This is a genomic window from Enterobacter cloacae (assembly GCF_011078175.1).
GTDB lineage: Bacteria > Pseudomonadota > Gammaproteobacteria > Enterobacterales > Enterobacteriaceae > Enterobacter > Enterobacter cloacae_Q.
Genome location: NZ_JAALCJ010000006.1, coordinates 232,772 through 249,721, shown reverse-complemented (window position 1 = coordinate 249,721; position 16,950 = coordinate 232,772). Strand labels below are relative to the sequence as shown.

Below are 16,950 nucleotides of genomic sequence, written 5' to 3'. Positions count from 1 at the left end.
TTGGGAGAAAAGAATGGCAATTGCTCTGGTCACCGGCGCCAGCCGGGGTATTGGGAAAGCCACCGCGCTACAGCTGGCAAGCGAAGGCTACACCGTTGCGGTGAATTTTCATCACAACATCAAAGCCGCGACGGACGTCATTAATCAGATCGTGGACGCGGGCGGTAAATCCTTTGCCGTGCGCGCGGACATCAGCGATGAAGCGCAGGTGATGGCGATGTTCGACAGCATCGATCGCGAAGGCGAGCCGCTCACCGCGCTGGTAAATAACGCCGGGATTTTGTTTGAACAATCCACCATTGAAAATCTCTCCGCTGAACGTATTAACCGCGTGCTGGCTACCAACGTCACCGGCTATTTTCTCTGCTGTCGTGAGGCGGTGAAGCGCATGTCGCATAAACACGGCGGCAAGGGCGGCGCGATTGTGAATGTCTCCTCGGCGGCCTCACGGCTGGGCGCGCCGGGGGAATATGTGGATTATGCCGCCTCCAAAGGGGCGGTGGATTCCCTGACAACCGGCCTTGCGCTGGAGGTGGCGGCGCAGGGCATCCGCGTTAACTGCGTGCGGCCAGGTTTGATTTATACCGATATTCACGCCTCCGGCGGCGAGCCGGGACGTGTGGATCGGGTCAAGTCGGTGTTGCCGATGCAGCGTGGCGGTCAGCCGGAGGAGGTCGCCCAGGCCATTGCCTGGCTGCTGAGCGACAAAGCCTCCTATGTCACCGGTAGCTTCCTGGAGCTGGCTGGCGGGAAGTAACGCTACGACGCCAGCCACAGCCGCAGGCGCATTCCCCAGCCGCTGGTCCAGCCGGTGGTGATCGACTTCACTTCACCGTGTGAGATCACCACCAGCGTTGGCGTCACCTGAACGTCCCACTGACGCGCCAGTTCTCCGCTGGCGTCGTTGATCGTGGGCATCGTCGCCTTCTTCTTCCTTAGCCACGTTTCGAGCGTCGCGTTATCGCCGGATCGCAGCGCAACCGACATCACATTACCCCCGTCCGCGGCAAGCGCCGCCACCGAGGGCGTGGTGTAGCGACAGACGCCGCACCATGTTGCCCAGACGTAAACCAGCAGCGGACGATCCTCGCTCATGGCAGCAAGATCCACGGTCTCGCCGTCGAGGGTGTGCAGACGCGTCGCGGAGAAATTCTGCGGTAGCGCGGGCTGGCGGAAATAGTCCACCGCCAGGCTCACGGCTACGCCAATCAGCAGCCACACGCCCAGCTCGCGCAGCAGGCGCGGCAGCTTACTTGCCACGGGCATTTGCCAGCTGTTCTTTGACCAGCCCCTCCAGGTCGTCATACGGAATTGCGCCCGCCACCATCTGGTCGCCGATAATGGTCGCCGGGGTACCCTGAATATTCAGCACCTGCGCCAGGATGAGGTTCATCTTTAGGCTGTCCATGGTTTTATCATCCGTTTTAATGCCGTCCGTTCCGGTCTTTACCTTCGCGGCCGCGATGCTGGCGTCATCGTGATAGCCCTTTTTCATCATCAGCCGTTGGTGCAGCGCCCAGAATTTATCCGGCGCCTGCTGCCACGTTGAGAGCGCCGCTTTTGCGGCATTTACCGAGCTTTGGCCCTTGAACGGCAGCAGTTTGACGATGAGCTGCACGTCGGGATTTTCCTGCACGATTTTCTCCAGCATCGGGTCGAACTGCTTGCAGTAAGGGCAGTTATAGTCCGTGAAGGAGACGATGGTAAGCTTCGGCGATGTCGCGCCGGTTCGCGGGCTGTTGGGGTCGTTAAACAGCAGTTTTGCCAGCTGGTCGTTGGAAGCGTCATCTGACGGTGCGGCGAAACCGAACGTTGATAACGACAGCAGAAGTAAGGCAACTAAGGCTTTCATGTTATTTTCCTTTCGCATCGGACAGGGTGCTCAGCACCGCTTCGCGGCTTAACAGCGCAGGCAGCACGTGGCCCTGCGGTAGTCCCGGTCCGTAGATCTGGTTAAACGGCACGGCGGCGCTGCCGCGCGTGGTTAAGAACTGGCTGATGGTATCGGAGGGGCGGCTCCAGTCGCCGCGCAGAGCGACCACGTCCGGGGCGGAGAGCACATCCTGCACGTCCTCGCGCAGCAGCACGTTGTATTTATTGGCTTTACAGGTCACGCACCAGTCGGCGGTCACGTCGACGAACACCCGTTTGTTCTCCGCCAGCGCGCGGGCAATGGCCTGCTCGCTGAGCGGCTGCCAGTCAATACGATCGCGGCGGGAACTCTCGCCGCCGGAGCCGGAGACAAACGCGACCGCCCCGGCCACCACTACAGCTAATGCTCCCGCGCGCAGTGCCGTTTGCCAGCGGTAGCGCCAGGCGGTGATCAGCAGTAGCACAAGGATCAGGAGCACGCCCAGCGTGATGACGGGCAGGCTGCCAATGTGCACCATCAGCAGGCTCAGCAGCCACAGCGATGAGCCGAGCATCATCATCCCCAGCACTACGCGTACGACGTTCATCCAGCGTCCCGGACGCGGCAACCGCTGGGCCAGCCCCGGCCAGGCCGCCACCAGCAGCCATGGCAGGCTCATGCCAATACCCATCGCCAGGAAAATCCCCCAGAGCAGGGGAAGCGGCGCCGCCAGCGCGACCGAGACCGCCGTACCCAGGAACGGCGCGGTGCAGGGGGTCGCCAGCAGCGTGGCAAACGCGCCTTGCCAGAAATGACCCGCAAGCCCGTTGCCGCCGCGCGTGGCGAGGAAGGTGCTGGCGCCGGAAGGGAGACGGATTTCAAACAACCCCAGCAGGCTGGCGCTGAAAAGCACCATTACCAGCGCCATCGCACCAATAAACCACGGGTTCTGGAACTGGATCCCCCAGCCGAGCGCCTGATTGCCTAAACGTAATACCGTCATCATCAGCGCCAGCGCGAGGAACGAGATGACGATCCCGGCGACCGACGCAAGAAACTGTCGGCGTACCTGACCCCGTGCCTGTTGCTCAGTCTGCATCAGCGTACCGAGCTTCATGGCCAGCACGGGCAGTACGCAGGGCATGACGTTAAGGATCAGACCGCCAGCCAGCGCCATCATCAGCACCCAGCCTAACGAGAGCGCCGGCGCGGCGTTCCCTGGCTTAATGCTCAGGCTGGACTCCTGCGCCTGCCCGCTATCGGTCAGAACCAGCGACAGGGTTTTGCCGCTGAGGTTGGGCGCGGCCTCGCCCCAGCTGTCCGTCACGGGTACGGTTGCGACCAGCGACTCACCGCGCACGGCGAGGATCGGCTTGCCAAAATCAACATCGTCCATGCCGTCGATAAACAGGGACGGCGCCTGCCAGCCAGCGTCACGCTGCGCCGTGACGGTCAGCTTGCCGGGGGCATAGGTGGCGTTAAGCGCTGAGGTTAACCCGTCGCTGAGCGGAAGGGTGCCCATGGCCCGACTGAAATCGTAATCAAAACCGGCGCCAGCGGATGCGGTCATGTTCAGCGAAAACGGGTAGTCAGTAAGAATACAGACGTTGCTACAGGTGGAGAGCGTCAGCACGCCGCTCAGGATCTTCGGGACGTCGCCCCGCAGAGTGATGGGAAAGCTGACATCGCCGTGATAGCCCTGCGTGGTGATACCCGCGACGTCGAAACGCTGCGGCACAGGCCAGCGCCAGATCGCCTCGACGGGCTGATGCCATTTAATCGTGGGGGCGACGCCCCCTTCGCCCGGCGAACGCCAGTAGGTTTTCCAGCCTTTTTGCAGGGCGACGTCCAGCAGCAGGCGGGTTTCGCCAGTGCTTTCGGGTTGCGCACGCAGCCTGACGCTGGCGTGTTGATTATCGGCGGCGCGCAGCCAGCCGCTGTCGGCAGCCTGGCTTAAGGGCAGCCATAGCCAAAGCAGGCAGACCAGCAGTCGCCTGAATACAGTAAACATAAATTTTCTCCGTAAATGATGAATTAACCTGAAGTGACAGGCGAAGGCTCATTCACGGAAGACGCATAATCGTAGATGTACCCGTAACCGGGGCGGGGAGATAACGCGGGGAGGCCACTGCCGTTCGCGGCGCGGCGGACTGGCTGCCAGTAACGCCAGCAGCAGGGTGACGGCAATCAGGGCGCCTTCAAACAAAACAGGCGGGACCGACATCAGCGACTTGGCGCTAAGCTCACACGGGGTTACCGGTGCGTCGGCACTCTCCTGCCCCTGCTGGACAGACTGGCTCGTGGCGGTGACGTTCATGACAAGCGCATGCATCCCGGCCATCCGCTGGGCGGTACATATCAGTACCACCAGGCAGGCCAGGGCTACAAGCAGGATAGCGTTGCGTTGTCGCTTAATCATGTTCGCCTCAAATATTCAGGACGCCTATATTATCGGGCGAACATATTTTGGCAACGCAAAAGCTGTAAAGAAGTGTCTGGAAGATAAGCGGTTTGCCCTCTCCGCTTGAAGAGAGGGCGAGCGATTATAGCGTTTCGCCGTTACTGGCAATGACGGTTTTATACCACTCAAAGCTCTTCTTACGGGAGCGGGACATGTCACCGGTGCCGTCGTCGTGCTTGTTGACGTAGATAAAGCCGTAGCGCTTGCTGTACTGGCCGGTGGTGAAGGAGACGCAATCGATGCAGCCCCACGGGGTGTAGCCCATCAGATCCACGCCGTCCCAGGTCACCGCCTTCATCATCTCTTCCACGTGGGCGCGCAGGTAGTCGATGCGATAGTCATCGTTGATGCTGCCGTCCTCTTCCACGGTGTCGTAGGCGCCGAAACCATTTTCCACGATAAACAGCGGCTTCTGATAACGTTCGTACAGTTCACACAGCGAATAGCGCAGGCCTACCGGATCAATCTGCCAGCCCCAGTCGGACGCCTTGACGTGTGGGTTTGGCACGCTGCCCTCGAAGCCGGAAATGGCGTCGCCGGTGCCGCCTTCTGCTTTGACCGCGTTGGTCATGTAGTAGCTGAAACCTAAGTAATCGCAGGTGCCTTCACGCAGGATCTGCTCGTCGCCTGCTTCCATGTTGATGGAGAAGCCACGGCGTTCCCACTCGTTCAGCACGTAAGACGGGTAGTAGCCGCGCAGCTGTACGTCGGTAAAGACGTAGCGCTCGCGCATGGATTCCTGAGCGAACATGACATCTTCTGGCTTGCAGGAGTACGGATAGAGCGCCACCATCGCCAGCATGCAGCCGACTTTCATCTCCGGGTTAATTCGGCGTGCGGCTTTCACCGCCAGCGCGCTGGCCACGAACTGGTGATGCAGCACCTGGTACATGGTCTCTTCCGGGTTGTCGTGCTCGGTATAGACCACACCAGAGCAGCAGTAGCCGAACAGAGGCGCACGCCAGTTGCGCTGGTTGTTGATTTCGTTGAAGGTCATCCAGTATTTGACCTTATTTTTGTAGCGCTCAAATACCACTTCTGAGAAGCGCACAAAGAAATCGACCACTTTACGGTTGGTCCATCCGCCGTATTCCTGAACGAGGTGCAGCGGCATTTCAAAGTGGGAGAGGGTGATCACCGGCTCGATGTTGTACTTCAGCAGTTCATCGAACATGTCGTCGTAAAACTTCAGCCCCTCTTCGTTTGGCTGAGTCTCGTCCCCTTTCGGGAAGATGCGCGTCCAGGCGATGGAGGTACGGAAACATTTGAAGCCCATCTCGGCAAACAGCCTGATGTCTTCTTTGTAATGGCCATAAAAATCGACGGCTTCGTGGTTCGGATAATATTTGCCTTCAATCACTTCCTGCGTGATTTCACGCGGAACGCCGTGTGCGCCGCCGGTGAGCACGTCGCAGATGCTTGGCCCTTTGCCGCCTTTGTTCCAGCCGCCTTCAACCTGGTGCGCCGCCACCGCGCCGCCCCATAAAAAATCTTTCGGTAAGGTGAGTTTTTTCATCTTCGCTATTCTCAATTCAGGACTTATTGATTTCGAGTCTAGCAAAGCGGAATTAAATGTCACGATATAACATTTTGTGGAAAGTGTAATTTGTCACATCAAAAAAACAGGATGTTTTATTCTGTTAATTTCTTCGCCAGTTTCCGGCCTAATGATTCCAGAATATAGATGACGGGAATTTGCGTGGTGATATCGTAAACGCCGCCAATGCGCGTTTGCGGGACATGCCAGGAGAGGTTAAAGTCCGCCAGTTTCGCGAGACGCGAATGTTCGTGGCTGGTGACGGAGAGCACCTTGCAGTGGTGCAGGCTGAACTGGCTGGCGAAGCGCAGGATCTCCTCGGTTTCGCCAGAGACGGAGAGAACAATAGCCAGCGCATTTTTAGCCATGTCGTTAGTGACCGGAAAATAAGGATCGTCGATATGGTTGCTGAATTTTCCTATATTTGAAAAGAAACGTGCGCCATATTTTGCCAGCGATCCGGACGTGCCCGCACCGACAAAAATAATTCGTTCAGAGGATAAGATAATATCGACGGCGTTATCTAATAGCGCATCAAACTCTTCGTTATTTACGCTTTTAAAAAAGCTGATAATTTCACTGGCACCAAAATTCGCCTGCTGCGGCTCGTTCTGCTCCAGGTAGAGCTTAAAGCGCACCCGAAATTCCGAGTAGCCATCGCAGTTAAGCTTGCGGCAGAAGCGCAGGATAGTGGTAGTAGAGACCCCAGCCGCATCCGCCAGCTCGCGGATGGTCATGTACATCACTTTATCGCGGTTCTTAATGACATAGTTATAGACCATCATTTCCAGATTGTTGAGGCTGGCAATGGCGGAATGGCTGAACATACTCACAATGGCTAAACTCGCTGTCGGACACTATTCCTGAAGCATACCATGATGACGAGGGGCGGGAGACGGTTTTATCTCCTTGATTACTCGGGTGTTAATGAAATTATTTACACCTGTGCGGCGGGTTGTTTTTACATTGTATTGATTTATAAGGATAAATCTTGATTATGGATTTATTTTAGCTAACAGGTGTTCACTGGAATCATTCTCAGTTAGCATAGACTGGCGATGAATAATCATCTTTTGTTTTCCCGGAGTTAAGTATGGTGAGCAGACCATTAATCGCACAGGGATATTCGCTGGCTGAGGAAGTAGCCAACAGTATAAGCCACGGCATTGGCCTGGTTTTTGGGATTGTCGGCTTAGTGTTATTGCTGGTACAGGCGGTGGATACCAACGCCAGCGCGATGGCCATTACCAGCTACAGCCTGTATGGCGGGAGTATGATCCTGCTTTTCCTGGCCTCAACGCTGTATCACGCGATTCCGCATCAACGGGCGAAGATATGGCTCAAGAAATTTGACCACTGCGCTATCTATCTTCTTATTGCAGGTACCTATACGCCGTTTTTGCTGGTGGGGCTCAACTCTCCGCTGTCGCGTGGCCTGATGATTGTGATCTGGAGCCTGGCACTACTGGGGATCCTGTTTAAGCTGACCATTGCGCACCGGTTTAAAGTGCTGTCGCTGGTCACCTATCTGACAATGGGCTGGCTGTCGCTGATTGTGGTGTATCAGTTAGCCATTAAGCTGGCGGTAGGCGGCGTAACGCTTCTGGCGGTGGGCGGAGTGGTTTACTCGCTGGGCGTGATTTTCTACGTCTGCAAGCGTATTCCGTACAACCATGCCATCTGGCACGGCTTTGTGCTGGGCGGCAGCGTGTGTCACTTCCTGGCAATTTATCTGTATGTGGGGCAGGTGTAGTTTTTTGTAAGGTGCGGACTGCTGCCCCCGACCCTTTCCCACAGGGAGAGGGAGAATATTAAAACCGTATGCCCGGTAAGCGCAGGGCCACCGGGCGATACAGCATTACTCTTCCAGTGAATACGGCAGCGGCTCAATGCTGAGCGTGTTTGCATCATCCCTCACGCGGAACACGCTGTCGGGCTCCATATCATTATTCATGACAACCTGCACCAGCAGGCGTCCATCATCGAGCTGGACGGCGGCTAACACGGTGCCGGTACGGCGCCAGTTTTCGCCCATTTTCATTTCAAGATCTTCACCCGCTTCCGGCACGTGGCTGGCGTGACCTGCCAGCGTCCACAGGGCGCGTTTGTTCGCGCCGCGGAATTTCGCACGCGCCACCATTTCCTGACCGGTGTAGCAGCCCTTCTTAAAGCTGATACCACCCAGCGCCTGGATGTTTGTCGCCTGCGGGATAAACTGCGCGCTGTTTGCCGCGTCAATGACCGGCAGGCCCGCCTCGATGTTCAGCGCCAGCCACTGCTGGCTGTTATTGAGCTGTGCTTCACCGCGCAGGGCGTCGGTGACGCGTTCCGCCGTTGCTTCGTCGGTTACCAGAAGGAAGCGCTCCGCAGGGTGTTCGAACCACAGAATGGAGGTCGCTCCCTCGCTGACCAGCTGTTTTTCAGCATCCGGTAGCTCGGCAAACAGGTTTTTCAACGCTGCACGCGCCTGGAAACCCGCGACTCCCAGCAGAACGTGTTCATCGTCCGGGGCGATGGTGACTTTAGAAAAGACCGCGTATTTTTTCAGCTCTTTAAGCTGGGCGTCACGCAGGCTGCGGCGCTCAATAAAGGCGAATCCGTCCTGACGGCGGAACAGACGCAGGTTGCTCCACATTTTGCCTTTTGGATCGCAATGCGCGGCCAGCAGATGCTGGTGCTCGGTCAACTGCGCCACGTCCGCCGTGACCTGGCCTTGCAGATATTTTTCACTGTCTGCACCGGTCAGTGTGGCCAGTGCCCAGTCATCAAGAGTAATCAGCGTCAGCGGCAGACGCGCAGAGGCGGCGGGCTGGCGAGGAGAAAATGGTGTAAATGCCATAGTGATGTCCTGAATTGCTTAACGCTTTGATAATACCTAATGGTAAAAGAGACTGTATTCAATGCAAGCGCTTTCAGCAGGCCATTCGTGCCATTACGCGGTTATGCGTAGCGCTACGCAAAATAGTGTAATCCGCTGTCTTTATAAGGATTATTCTTGAAGCTTGCTCGAGGTTCGCAATATTCCAGTAAAGAAACGGTCAAAAACACGTTACACTAGCAGGTGTCCCCGAGAGCAATAATGAATACCGAACGGGATGCCGATTGTGCCAAACGTAAAGCAGGAAACAGAACATGGATATTAACAACAAGGCCCGTATTCACTGGGCGTGCCGTCGCGGCATGCGTGAGCTTGATATCTCCATCATGCCTTTCTTCGAGTACGAGTACGACAGCTTAAGCGATGACGATAAGCGCCTGTTTGTCCGTCTGCTAGAGTCTGACGATCCGGATTTATTCAACTGGCTGATGAATCACGGCAAGCCCGCCGACACCGAGTTGCAACGGATGGTGCAATTAATTCAAACACGGAATCAGGAACGTGGTCCTGTGGCAATCTGATCTTCGCGTCTCGTGGCGCTCACAGTGGATGTCCTTACTACTCCACGGTCTGGTCGCGGCAATGGTGTTATTGGTGCCGTGGCCGCTTAGCTATACCCCCCTGTGGTTGCTATTGCTGTCGTTTGTAGTGTTTGACAGCGTGCGCAGCCAGCGTCGAATCAACGCCCGTCAGGGTGAAATTAAGCTGCTGATGGATTCTCGCCTGCGCTGGCAGGGAAAAGAGTGGGAGATGATAGGGACGCCGTGGATGCTTAACAGCGGGATGATGCTACGGCTGCGCCAGCTCGAGGATGACCGACGCCAGCACCTGTGGCTGGCCGCAGACAGTATGGATCCCGCGGAGTGGCGAGATCTGCGCCGGTTGATTGTGCAACAGCCGACGCAGGAGTAAATCAGCTGAACTGCTCGGCCATCTCACCCAGAATCTGCTCGCACCAGGCTTGCAGGCGCTCGTCGCTGAGATCGTACTGGTTGGTTTCATCCAGCGCGAGCCCGACAAACAGCTGACCGTCGGCGATAATCGGTTTTTGGCTGGTGAACTCATAGCCTTCTGTTGGCCAGTAGCCGATAAACGTCGCACCCTTTGGCGCCAGTTTGTCGTGCAGCATGCCGAGCGCGTCAAGGAACCACTCCCCGTAGCCCAGCTGATCGCCCATGCCGTACATCGCAATGATTTTGCCGTCAAAATTGACCGAATCGAGCCGATCCCAGATGGCTTCCCAGTCTTCCTGTATTTCACCGAAGTCCCAGGTTGGGATGCCGAGGATCAACACGTCGTACTGCTCCATCAGCGCTACCGCGTCATCTTTCAGGTTATGCAACGTCACCAGTTCCGGACCAATGATGTCGCGAATTTTCTCCGCCGCCATTTCGGTATAGCAGGTGCTGGAACCATAGAACAGACCAATATTCATCGCGTAACTATCTCAATTCTTGCTATGACTTTGCGCGTAGTGTACCAGAAACCGATGGCAATCAGGCATAATGGCCAGATTGCAGAACCAAAGGGGCAGATGTGGAAAAGGATCTTGCACTCATCGAACAGTTTCTCGACGCGCTGTGGCTGGAGAAAAACCTCGCTGAAAACACGCTTAGCGCCTATCGTCGGGATCTCACGCTGCTGGTAGAGTGGCTGGCGCACCGGGGGCTTACGCTTGAAAGCGCGCAAAGCGATGACCTGCAAGGGTTACTGGCTGAGCGGATGGAAGGGGGGTACAAAGCCACCAGCTCCGCGCGTCTGCTGAGCGCCATGCGCCGCCTGTTCCAGCATCTGTACCGCGAGAAGATCCGCGCGGATGACCCCAGCGCACTGCTGGCATCGCCTAAACTGCCACAGCGGTTGCCGAAAGATCTCAGCGAAGCACAAGTTGAGAGATTATTACAGTCGCCCGCAGTTGACCTTCCGCTGGAGTTACGCGATAAAGCCATGCTTGAACTATTGTATGCCACAGGCTTGCGCGTTTCCGAGCTGGTTGGCCTGACGATGAGCGACATCAGCCTGCGTCAGGGCGTGGTGCGCGTCATCGGTAAAGGGAACAAAGAACGGCTGGTGCCGCTGGGTGAAGAGGCGGTCTACTGGCTGGAGACGTATCTGGAACACGGGCGTCCGTGGTTGCTGAACGGCGTCTCCATAGATGTCTTGTTCCCGAGCCAGCGCGCGCAGCAGATGACGCGACAAACGTTCTGGCATCGTATTAAACATTACGCCACACTGGCGGGTATTGACAGTGAGAAGCTGTCGCCGCACGTTTTGCGTCATGCCTTCGCGACGCATCTGTTAAACCACGGCGCTGATTTACGCGTGGTCCAGATGCTGCTGGGACACAGCGATCTTTCAACGACGCAGATTTACACCCATGTCGCGACGGAGCGCCTGCGGCAGCTACACCAACAGCACCACCCTCGCGCGTGAGTGCCGACGAATTGTTACAGGATCAACTATGAAAAAGTCTTTAGCGCTGCTCACCCTGCTGGCAGCTTCGGTTTCCGGTTTTGCCCATGCGGACGACGCCGCCATTAAACAGTCTCTGACGAAACTCGGTGTCGCCAGCAGTGAGATCCAGCCAGCACCGGTGGCTGGCATGAAAACCGTCTTAACCAACAGCGGTGTGCTCTACGTGACCGAAGACGGCAAGCATATTATTCAGGGGCCCATGTACGACGTGAGCGGTACGCAGCCGATCAACGTTACTAACCAGCTGCTGATGAAAAACCTGAACGCGCTCGAAAAAGAGATGATTGTTTACAAAGCGGCGCAGGAAAAACACGTCATTACCGTCTTCACCGACATCACCTGCGGCTATTGCCACAAGCTGCATGAAGAAATGAAAGACTACAACGCGCTGGGCATTACCGTGCGTTACCTGGCGTTCCCTCGCGCCGGTGTGCAGAGCCAGCCTGAGCAAGATATGAAAGCAATCTGGTGTGCGAAGGACCGTAATAAGGCCTTTGATGACGCGATGAACGGCAAAGGCGTGAAGCCTGCGTCCTGCGATATTGACATCGCTAATCACTACGCGCTGGGCGTACAGTTTGGCGTGAGCGGTACGCCAGCCATTGTGCTGAGCAACGGCTATGTGGTGCCAGGCTATCAGGGTCCAAAAGAGATGAAAGCGTTCCTCGACGAGCATCAGAAACAGATGGGTGGTAAATAATTCGCGTGAAAGCCCCGATAAAACTGCGCCGCCGCGATGCGGGTGAAACCGCTGATTTACCAGACACGCTTCCGCTACTGTTGAAGCGGCTGTATGCCAGCCGTGGCGTGCGTACGGCAAGCGATCTTGAGCGCAGCGTCAAAGGAATGCTGCCCTGGCAAGCGCTGAGTGGCATCGAAAAAGCGACTGAAATGCTTTACGACGCGTTCCGTGACGGGACGCGGATTGTGGTGGTGGGCGATTTCGATGCTGACGGCGCAACCAGTACCGCGCTGAGCGTGCTCAGCCTGCGTGCGCTGGGCTGTGATAACGTGGCTTACCTGGTGCCGAACCGGTTCGAAGACGGCTACGGCCTCAGCCCGGAAGTGGTCGATCAGGCCCACGCCCGCGGCGCACAGATGATCATGACGGTGGATAACGGGATCTCTTCTCATGCAGGCGTCGATCATGCCCATGCGCTGGGGATCCCGGTCCTGGTCACCGATCACCACCTGCCAGGTGAGACCCTGCCTGCCGCCGAAGCCATCATTAACCCGAACCTGCGCGACTGCGATTTCCCGTCGAAATCGCTGGCTGGCGTAGGAGTGGCCTTTTATCTGATGCTGGCGTTACGCACGTTGCTGCGTGATAAGGGCTGGTTTGAGTCGCGCGGAATTGCCGTGCCGAACCTCGCAGAGTATCTCGATCTGGTCGCGCTGGGAACCGTGGCGGACGTAGTGCCGCTCGATACCAATAACCGTATTCTCACCTGGCAGGGCTTAAGCCGCATTCGGGCAGGTAAATGCCGTCCGGGGATTAAAGCGCTGCTGGAAATTGCCAACCGCGATCCGCTGAAGCTCGCGGCAAGCGACCTGGGTTTTGCCCTCGGCCCGCGCCTGAATGCGGCGGGGCGGCTGGACGATATGTCGGTTGGCGTTGCGCTGCTGCTGTGCGACAACATTGGCGAAGCGCGCGTGCTGGCCAGTGAGTTGGACGCACTCAACCAGACCCGTAAAGAGATTGAGCAGGGCATGCAGGCCGAAGCGCTGACCCTGTGCGAAAAGCTGGAGCGCAGCGGCGAAACGCTGCCGGGCGGGCTGGCGATGTATCACCCCGAATGGCACCAGGGCGTGGTGGGTATTCTGGCGTCTCGCATCAAAGAGCGTTTCCACCGTCCGGTAATTGCCTTTGCGCCCGCCGGAGACGGCACGCTGAAAGGCTCCGGTCGTTCGATTCAGGGGCTGCATATGCGCGATGCGCTGGAGCGTCTCGACACGCTTCATCCGAACCTGATGATCAAGTTCGGCGGCCACGCGATGGCGGCGGGCTTGTCGCTGGAAGAGGCGAAGTTTGATGTGTTTCAGCGTCTGTTTGGCGAACTGGTCACTAAGTGGATCGATCCTTCTCTGTTGCAGGGAGAAGTGGTTTCAGATGGCGAACTTTCCCCGGCTGAAATGACCATGGAGGTGGCGCAGATGCTGCGCGATGCGGGCCCGTGGGGGCAGATGTTCCCGGAGCCGCTTTTTGACGGACGTTTTCGTTTGTTGCAACAGCGCATCGTGGGCGAGCGCCATCTCAAAGTGATGGTGGAACCGGTCGGCGGCGGGCCGCTGCTAGACGGCATCGCCTTTAACGTTGATACCTCCATCTGGCCGGACAACGGCGTGCGCGAGGTTGAACTGGCCTATAAGCTGGATATTAACGAGTTTCGCGGTAACAGCTCCCTTCAGATCATCATCGACAATATCTGGCCAATTTAGCGTCAGTAATCTCTATAAAAAAGGGCGTGGATTCGGTACAATCCCGCTCTTATCACCGCATTTTGACAAGCTCATAAAAGAAAACAGGCCATGTTTGAAATTAATCCGGTAAAAAACCGCATTCAGGACCTCACGGAGCGCTCTGACGTTCTTAGGGGGTATCTTTGACTACGATGCCAAGAAAGAGCGTCTCGAAGAAGTAAACGCCGAGCTGGAACAGCCGGACGTCTGGAACGAACCTGAACGCGCTCAGGCGCTGGGTAAAGAGCGTTCCTCCCTCGAAGCCATCGTAGATACGCTGGATCAAATGGCGCAGGGTCTGGAAGATGTTTCCGGGCTACTGGAGCTGGCCGTCGAAGCCGACGACGAAGAGACCTTTAACGAAGCCGTGGCAGAACTCGACGTGCTGGAAGAGAAGCTGGCGCAGCTGGAATTCCGTCGCATGTTCTCCGGCGAATACGATAGCGCTGACTGCTATCTCGATATTCAGGCAGGTTCTGGCGGTACCGAAGCGCAGGACTGGGCCAGCATGCTGATGCGCATGTACCTGCGCTGGGCGGAAGCGCGCGGTTTCAAAACCGAGATTATCGAAGAATCCGAAGGTGAAGTGGCGGGCATCAAATCCGTCACCATCAAGATTATTGGCGATTACGCCTACGGCTGGCTGCGTACTGAAACCGGCGTTCACCGCCTGGTGCGTAAGAGCCCGTTTGACTCCGGCGGTCGTCGTCACACCTCCTTTAGCTCCGCATTTGTCTACCCGGAAGTGGATGAAGATATCGATATCGACATCAACCCGGCGGACCTGCGTATCGACGTTTATCGCGCCTCCGGTGCGGGTGGTCAGCACGTTAACCGTACGGAATCGGCGGTGCGTATTACCCACATTCCGACCGGGCTGGTAACCCAGTGCCAGAACGACCGTTCCCAGCATAAGAACAAAGACCAGGCCATGAAGCAGATGAAAGCGAAGCTTTATGAGCTGGAGATGCAGAAGAAAAATGCTGAGAAGCAGGCGATGGAAGACAACAAATCCGACATCGGCTGGGGCAGCCAGATCCGTTCTTACGTCCTTGATGACTCCCGCATCAAAGACCTGCGTACCGGGGTTGAAACCCGCAACACGCAGGCGGTGCTGGACGGCAGCCTGGACCAATTTATCGAAGCAAGTTTGAAAGCAGGGTTATGAGGAACCAACATGTCTGAACAACAAGCACAGGGCGCTGACGCGGTCGTCGATCTTAACAACGAATTGAAAACCCGCCGCGAGAAGCTGGCAGCGCTGCGTGAGCAGGGCGTGCCGTTCCCGAACGATTTTCGTCGTGACCACACCTCAGACCAACTGCACGCAGACTTCGACGGTAAAGAGAACGAAGAGCTGGAAGCGCTGAACGTTGAAGTGTCCGTGGCGGGTCGCATGATGACCCGTCGTATCATGGGTAAAGCGTCCTTCGTGACCTTACAGGACGTTGGCGGCCGCATTCAGCTGTACGTCTCTCGTGACGACCTGCCGGAAGGCATCTACAACGAGCAGTTCAAGAAGTGGGACCTGGGCGATATCCTGGGCGCAAAAGGTAAGTTGTTCAAAACCAAAACCGGTGAACTGTCTATCCATTGCACCGAGCTGCGTCTGCTGACCAAAGCCCTGCGCCCGCTGCCGGACAAGTTCCACGGTTTGCAGGATCAGGAAGCGCGTTATCGTCAGCGCTATCTGGATCTCATCTCTAACGATGAATCCCGTAAGACCTTCAAAATTCGCTCCCAGATCATGGCCGGTATTCGCCAGTTCATGGTTAATCGCGACTTTATGGAAGTGGAAACCCCGATGATGCAGGTGATCCCAGGCGGTGCCTCTGCCCGTCCGTTCATCACCCATCACAACGCCCTGGACCTGGACATGTACCTGCGTATCGCGCCGGAACTGTACCTGAAGCGTCTGGTAGTCGGTGGTTTTGACCGCGTGTTTGAGATCAACCGTAACTTCCGTAACGAAGGTATCTCCGTACGTCATAACCCAGAGTTCACCATGATGGAACTCTATATGGCGTATGCAGATTACAAAGATCTGATCGAGCTGACCGAATCCCTGTTCCGTACCCTGGCGCAGGACATTCTGGGCACCACCCAGGTCCCTTACGGTGAAGAAGTGTTCGACTTCGGCAAGCCGTTCGAAAAACTGACCATGCGTGAAGCGATCAAGAAATACCGTCCGGAAACCAACATGGCGGATCTGGACAGCTTCGACTCTGCGAAAGCGATCGCGGAAAGCATCGGTATTAAAGTTGAGAAGAGCTGGGGTCTGGGCCGTATCGTGACCGAGATCTTCGAAGAAGTGGCCGAAGCGCATCTGATTCAGCCGACCTTTATCACCGAATACCCGGCGGAAGTGTCTCCGCTGGCCCGTCGTAATGACCAGAACCCGGAAATCACTGACCGCTTCGAATTCTTCATCGGTGGTCGCGAAATTGGTAATGGCTTTAGCGAGCTGAACGATGCAGAAGATCAGGCGCAGCGCTTCCAGGATCAGGTTAACGCGAAAGCGGCAGGCGACGACGAAGCGATGTTCTTCGACGAAGACTACGTGACCGCACTGGAACACGGTCTGCCGCCGACGGCGGGCCTGGGTATTGGTATCGACCGTATGGTGATGCTGTTCACCAACAGCCATACCATCCGCGACGTGATCCTGTTCCCGGCGATGCGTCCGGTGAAATAAGCCGTTAAGACGTAAAAAAAGCCCCGTGCGTTTATCGCCGGGGCTTTTTTATTGCGCTGCGAAGGCGCTGAGTTTCTCGCGCGCGGTGTTCGCTTCCTGCACCATCCACGGACTGAAAGCCCATGGCGTGGCGTCCAGCGCGCGGAATAGCGCGTCCAGCTCCACCCACTGATACTCCATCACTTCTTCGCTATTGATTGTGAGGATATTCGTTACGCGAGCGGCATAGACCGGGCAGATTTCGTTTTCAACGATCCCTGACGGGTCTGCTTCACGGTAGCGGAACGCCGGGGCAATGGGGGTGATGTCCGTGATTTCAGCGCCAACTTCAAAGCGGCAGCGGCGGATAATCGCCTGCTCTGTCGCTTCGTCGGCCTGTGGATGTCCACAAACGGAGTTGGTCCATACGCCGGGCCAGGCTTTTTTACTTAAGGCGCGCCGGGTAATTAGACATTCTCCGTGAGCGTTAAACAGCCATGAAGAGAAGGCCAGGTGTAGCGGGGTATGTGACGTGTGCGCGGCATACTTCTCCTGAGTGCCAATCACCTTTCCCTGGTCATTTACCAAAATAACGTGTTCTTGAGTACTCATT

The 16,950-nt window shown here is 56.6% G+C and carries 18 protein-coding genes; 9 read left to right on the top strand and 9 right to left on the bottom strand.

The features are described 5' to 3' along the window. The first annotated feature begins 13 nt into the window (after positions 1–13). Positions 14–757, top strand: a complete 744-nt coding sequence (locus G6Q29_RS15040) for an SDR family oxidoreductase (RefSeq protein ID WP_165466252.1) — start codon at positions 14–16, stop codon at positions 755–757. Positions 758–759: 2 nt separating this feature from the next. Here G6Q29_RS15040 and G6Q29_RS15035 read toward each other — a convergent pair whose 3' ends face one another. From G6Q29_RS15035 to G6Q29_RS15010, 6 genes are all read right to left on the bottom strand, one after another. Next, complete coding sequence (locus G6Q29_RS15035) at positions 760–1,260, bottom strand: protein disulfide oxidoreductase (RefSeq protein ID WP_165466251.1); 501 nt, start codon at positions 1,258–1,260, stop codon at positions 760–762. Then, positions 1,250–1,852, bottom strand: a complete 603-nt coding sequence (locus G6Q29_RS15030; protein ID WP_165466250.1) for a DsbA family protein — start codon at positions 1,850–1,852, stop codon at positions 1,250–1,252. Before G6Q29_RS15030 ends, G6Q29_RS15035 begins: the two co-directional genes overlap by 11 nt. 1 nt (position 1,853) lies before the next feature. Beyond that, entirely contained in the window at positions 1,854–3,863 is a 2,010-nt protein-coding gene (locus G6Q29_RS15025; protein WP_165466249.1) for a protein-disulfide reductase DsbD family protein, read from the bottom strand. Positions 3,864–3,911: 48 nt separating this feature from the next. After that, on the bottom strand, positions 3,912–4,271 hold the full coding sequence (locus tag G6Q29_RS15020) for a hypothetical protein (RefSeq protein WP_022649310.1): 360 nt from the start codon (positions 4,269–4,271) through the stop codon (positions 3,912–3,914). Positions 4,272–4,395: 124 nt separating this feature from the next. Continuing rightward, positions 4,396–5,829, bottom strand: a complete 1,434-nt coding sequence (locus G6Q29_RS15015) for a 6-phospho-beta-glucosidase (RefSeq protein ID WP_165466248.1) — start codon at positions 5,827–5,829, stop codon at positions 4,396–4,398. 116 nt (positions 5,830–5,945) lie between these two features. Next, positions 5,946–6,677 (bottom strand): MurR/RpiR family transcriptional regulator, encoded by a 732-nt coding sequence (locus tag G6Q29_RS15010; protein WP_015571796.1) that lies wholly within the window; start codon positions 6,675–6,677, stop codon positions 5,946–5,948. A 266-nt stretch (positions 6,678–6,943) separates the two neighbouring features. Here G6Q29_RS15010 and trhA point away from each other — a divergent pair, with 266 nt between their 5' ends. Further along, positions 6,944–7,603 carry a PAQR family membrane homeostasis protein TrhA gene (gene trhA / locus G6Q29_RS15005; protein ID WP_003863433.1) on the top strand — a complete coding sequence of 220 codons (660 nt, stop codon included), beginning with the start codon at positions 6,944–6,946 and terminating at the stop codon, positions 7,601–7,603. A 105-nt stretch (positions 7,604–7,708) separates the two neighbouring features. On the opposite strand, the gene ygfZ is transcribed toward trhA, so the two are convergent. Further along, the gene (gene ygfZ, locus G6Q29_RS15000) at positions 7,709–8,689 is read right to left on the bottom strand and encodes a tRNA-modifying protein YgfZ (protein ID WP_165466247.1); all 981 of its coding nucleotides are present in this window, start codon (positions 8,687–8,689) and stop codon (positions 7,709–7,711) included. Between the two features lie 293 nt (positions 8,690–8,982). Between ygfZ and sdhE the strand changes: the two genes are divergently transcribed. After that, a complete protein-coding gene (gene sdhE, locus G6Q29_RS14995; RefSeq protein WP_003863437.1) occupies positions 8,983–9,249 on the top strand; it encodes an FAD assembly factor SdhE in 267 nt (88 codons plus the stop codon). Beyond that, complete coding sequence (locus G6Q29_RS14990) at positions 9,230–9,640, top strand: protein YgfX (protein ID WP_165466246.1); 411 nt, start codon at positions 9,230–9,232, stop codon at positions 9,638–9,640. Before sdhE ends, G6Q29_RS14990 begins: the two co-directional genes overlap by 20 nt. A gap of 1 nt (position 9,641) precedes the next feature. Here the strand turns inward: G6Q29_RS14990 and fldB are convergent, their stop codons facing one another. Next, on the bottom strand, positions 9,642–10,163 hold the full coding sequence (gene fldB / locus G6Q29_RS14985; protein WP_165466245.1) for a flavodoxin FldB: 522 nt from the start codon (positions 10,161–10,163) through the stop codon (positions 9,642–9,644). A gap of 101 nt (positions 10,164–10,264) precedes the next feature. Between fldB and xerD the strand changes: the two genes are divergently transcribed. From xerD to lysS, 5 genes are all read left to right on the top strand, one after another. Beyond that, on the top strand, positions 10,265–11,161 hold the full coding sequence (gene xerD / locus G6Q29_RS14980) for a site-specific tyrosine recombinase XerD (RefSeq protein WP_003863442.1): 897 nt from the start codon (positions 10,265–10,267) through the stop codon (positions 11,159–11,161). 28 nt (positions 11,162–11,189) lie between these two features. Further along, a complete protein-coding gene (gene dsbC, locus G6Q29_RS14975) occupies positions 11,190–11,903 on the top strand; it encodes a bifunctional protein-disulfide isomerase/oxidoreductase DsbC (protein WP_165466244.1) in 714 nt (237 codons plus the stop codon). Positions 11,904–11,908: 5 nt separating this feature from the next. Continuing rightward, positions 11,909–13,642, top strand: coding sequence for a single-stranded-DNA-specific exonuclease RecJ (gene recJ, locus G6Q29_RS14970; protein ID WP_165466243.1), 1,734 nt, complete (start codon positions 11,909–11,911; stop codon positions 13,640–13,642). A gap of 90 nt (positions 13,643–13,732) precedes the next feature. After that, a protein-coding gene (gene prfB / locus G6Q29_RS14965; RefSeq protein ID WP_096147815.1) for a peptide chain release factor 2 occupies positions 13,733–14,831 on the top strand; the annotation gives its coding sequence in 2 pieces (ribosomal slippage) (positions 13,733–13,807 and positions 13,809–14,831; 1,098 coding nt in all). A gap of 9 nt (positions 14,832–14,840) precedes the next feature. After that, positions 14,841–16,358: a lysine--tRNA ligase gene (gene lysS / locus G6Q29_RS14960; RefSeq protein WP_165466242.1), complete on the top strand. Its 1,518-nt coding sequence runs from the start codon at positions 14,841–14,843 to the stop codon at positions 16,356–16,358. Positions 16,359–16,406: 48 nt separating this feature from the next. Here the strand turns inward: lysS and idi are convergent, their stop codons facing one another. Beyond that, entirely contained in the window at positions 16,407–16,949 is a 543-nt protein-coding gene (gene idi / locus G6Q29_RS14955) for an isopentenyl-diphosphate Delta-isomerase (RefSeq protein WP_165466241.1), read from the bottom strand. Position 16,950 lies beyond the last annotated feature (1 nt).

Bases quoted from the DNA above. Each gene is read 5' to 3' on its own strand.
- trhA (WP_003863433.1), top strand. From the start codon at position 6,944: ATGGTGAGCAGACCATTAATCGCACAGGGATATTCGCTGGCTGAGGAA.
- G6Q29_RS15040 (WP_165466252.1), top strand. From the start codon at position 14: ATGGCAATTGCTCTGGTCACCGGCGCCAGCCGGGGTATTGGGAAAGCC.
- dsbC (WP_165466244.1), top strand. From the start codon at position 11,190: ATGAAAAAGTCTTTAGCGCTGCTCACCCTGCTGGCAGCTTCGGTTTCC.
- G6Q29_RS15025 (WP_165466249.1), bottom strand. From the start codon at position 3,863: ATGTTTACTGTATTCAGGCGACTGCTGGTCTGCCTGCTTTGGCTATGG.
- fldB (WP_165466245.1), bottom strand. From the start codon at position 10,163: ATGAATATTGGTCTGTTCTATGGTTCCAGCACCTGCTATACCGAAATG.
- sdhE (WP_003863437.1), top strand. From the start codon at position 8,983: ATGGATATTAACAACAAGGCCCGTATTCACTGGGCGTGCCGTCGCGGC.
- G6Q29_RS15010 (WP_015571796.1), bottom strand. From the start codon at position 6,677: ATGTTCAGCCATTCCGCCATTGCCAGCCTCAACAATCTGGAAATGATG.
- G6Q29_RS15020 (WP_022649310.1), bottom strand. From the start codon at position 4,271: ATGATTAAGCGACAACGCAACGCTATCCTGCTTGTAGCCCTGGCCTGC.
- idi (WP_165466241.1), bottom strand. From the start codon at position 16,949: ATGAGTACTCAAGAACACGTTATTTTGGTAAATGACCAGGGAAAGGTG.
- ygfZ (WP_165466247.1), bottom strand. From the start codon at position 8,689: ATGGCATTTACACCATTTTCTCCTCGCCAGCCCGCCGCCTCTGCGCGT.
- G6Q29_RS15030 (WP_165466250.1), bottom strand. From the start codon at position 1,852: ATGAAAGCCTTAGTTGCCTTACTTCTGCTGTCGTTATCAACGTTCGGT.
- lysS (WP_165466242.1), top strand. From the start codon at position 14,841: ATGTCTGAACAACAAGCACAGGGCGCTGACGCGGTCGTCGATCTTAAC.
- G6Q29_RS15015 (WP_165466248.1), bottom strand. From the start codon at position 5,829: ATGAAAAAACTCACCTTACCGAAAGATTTTTTATGGGGCGGCGCGGTG.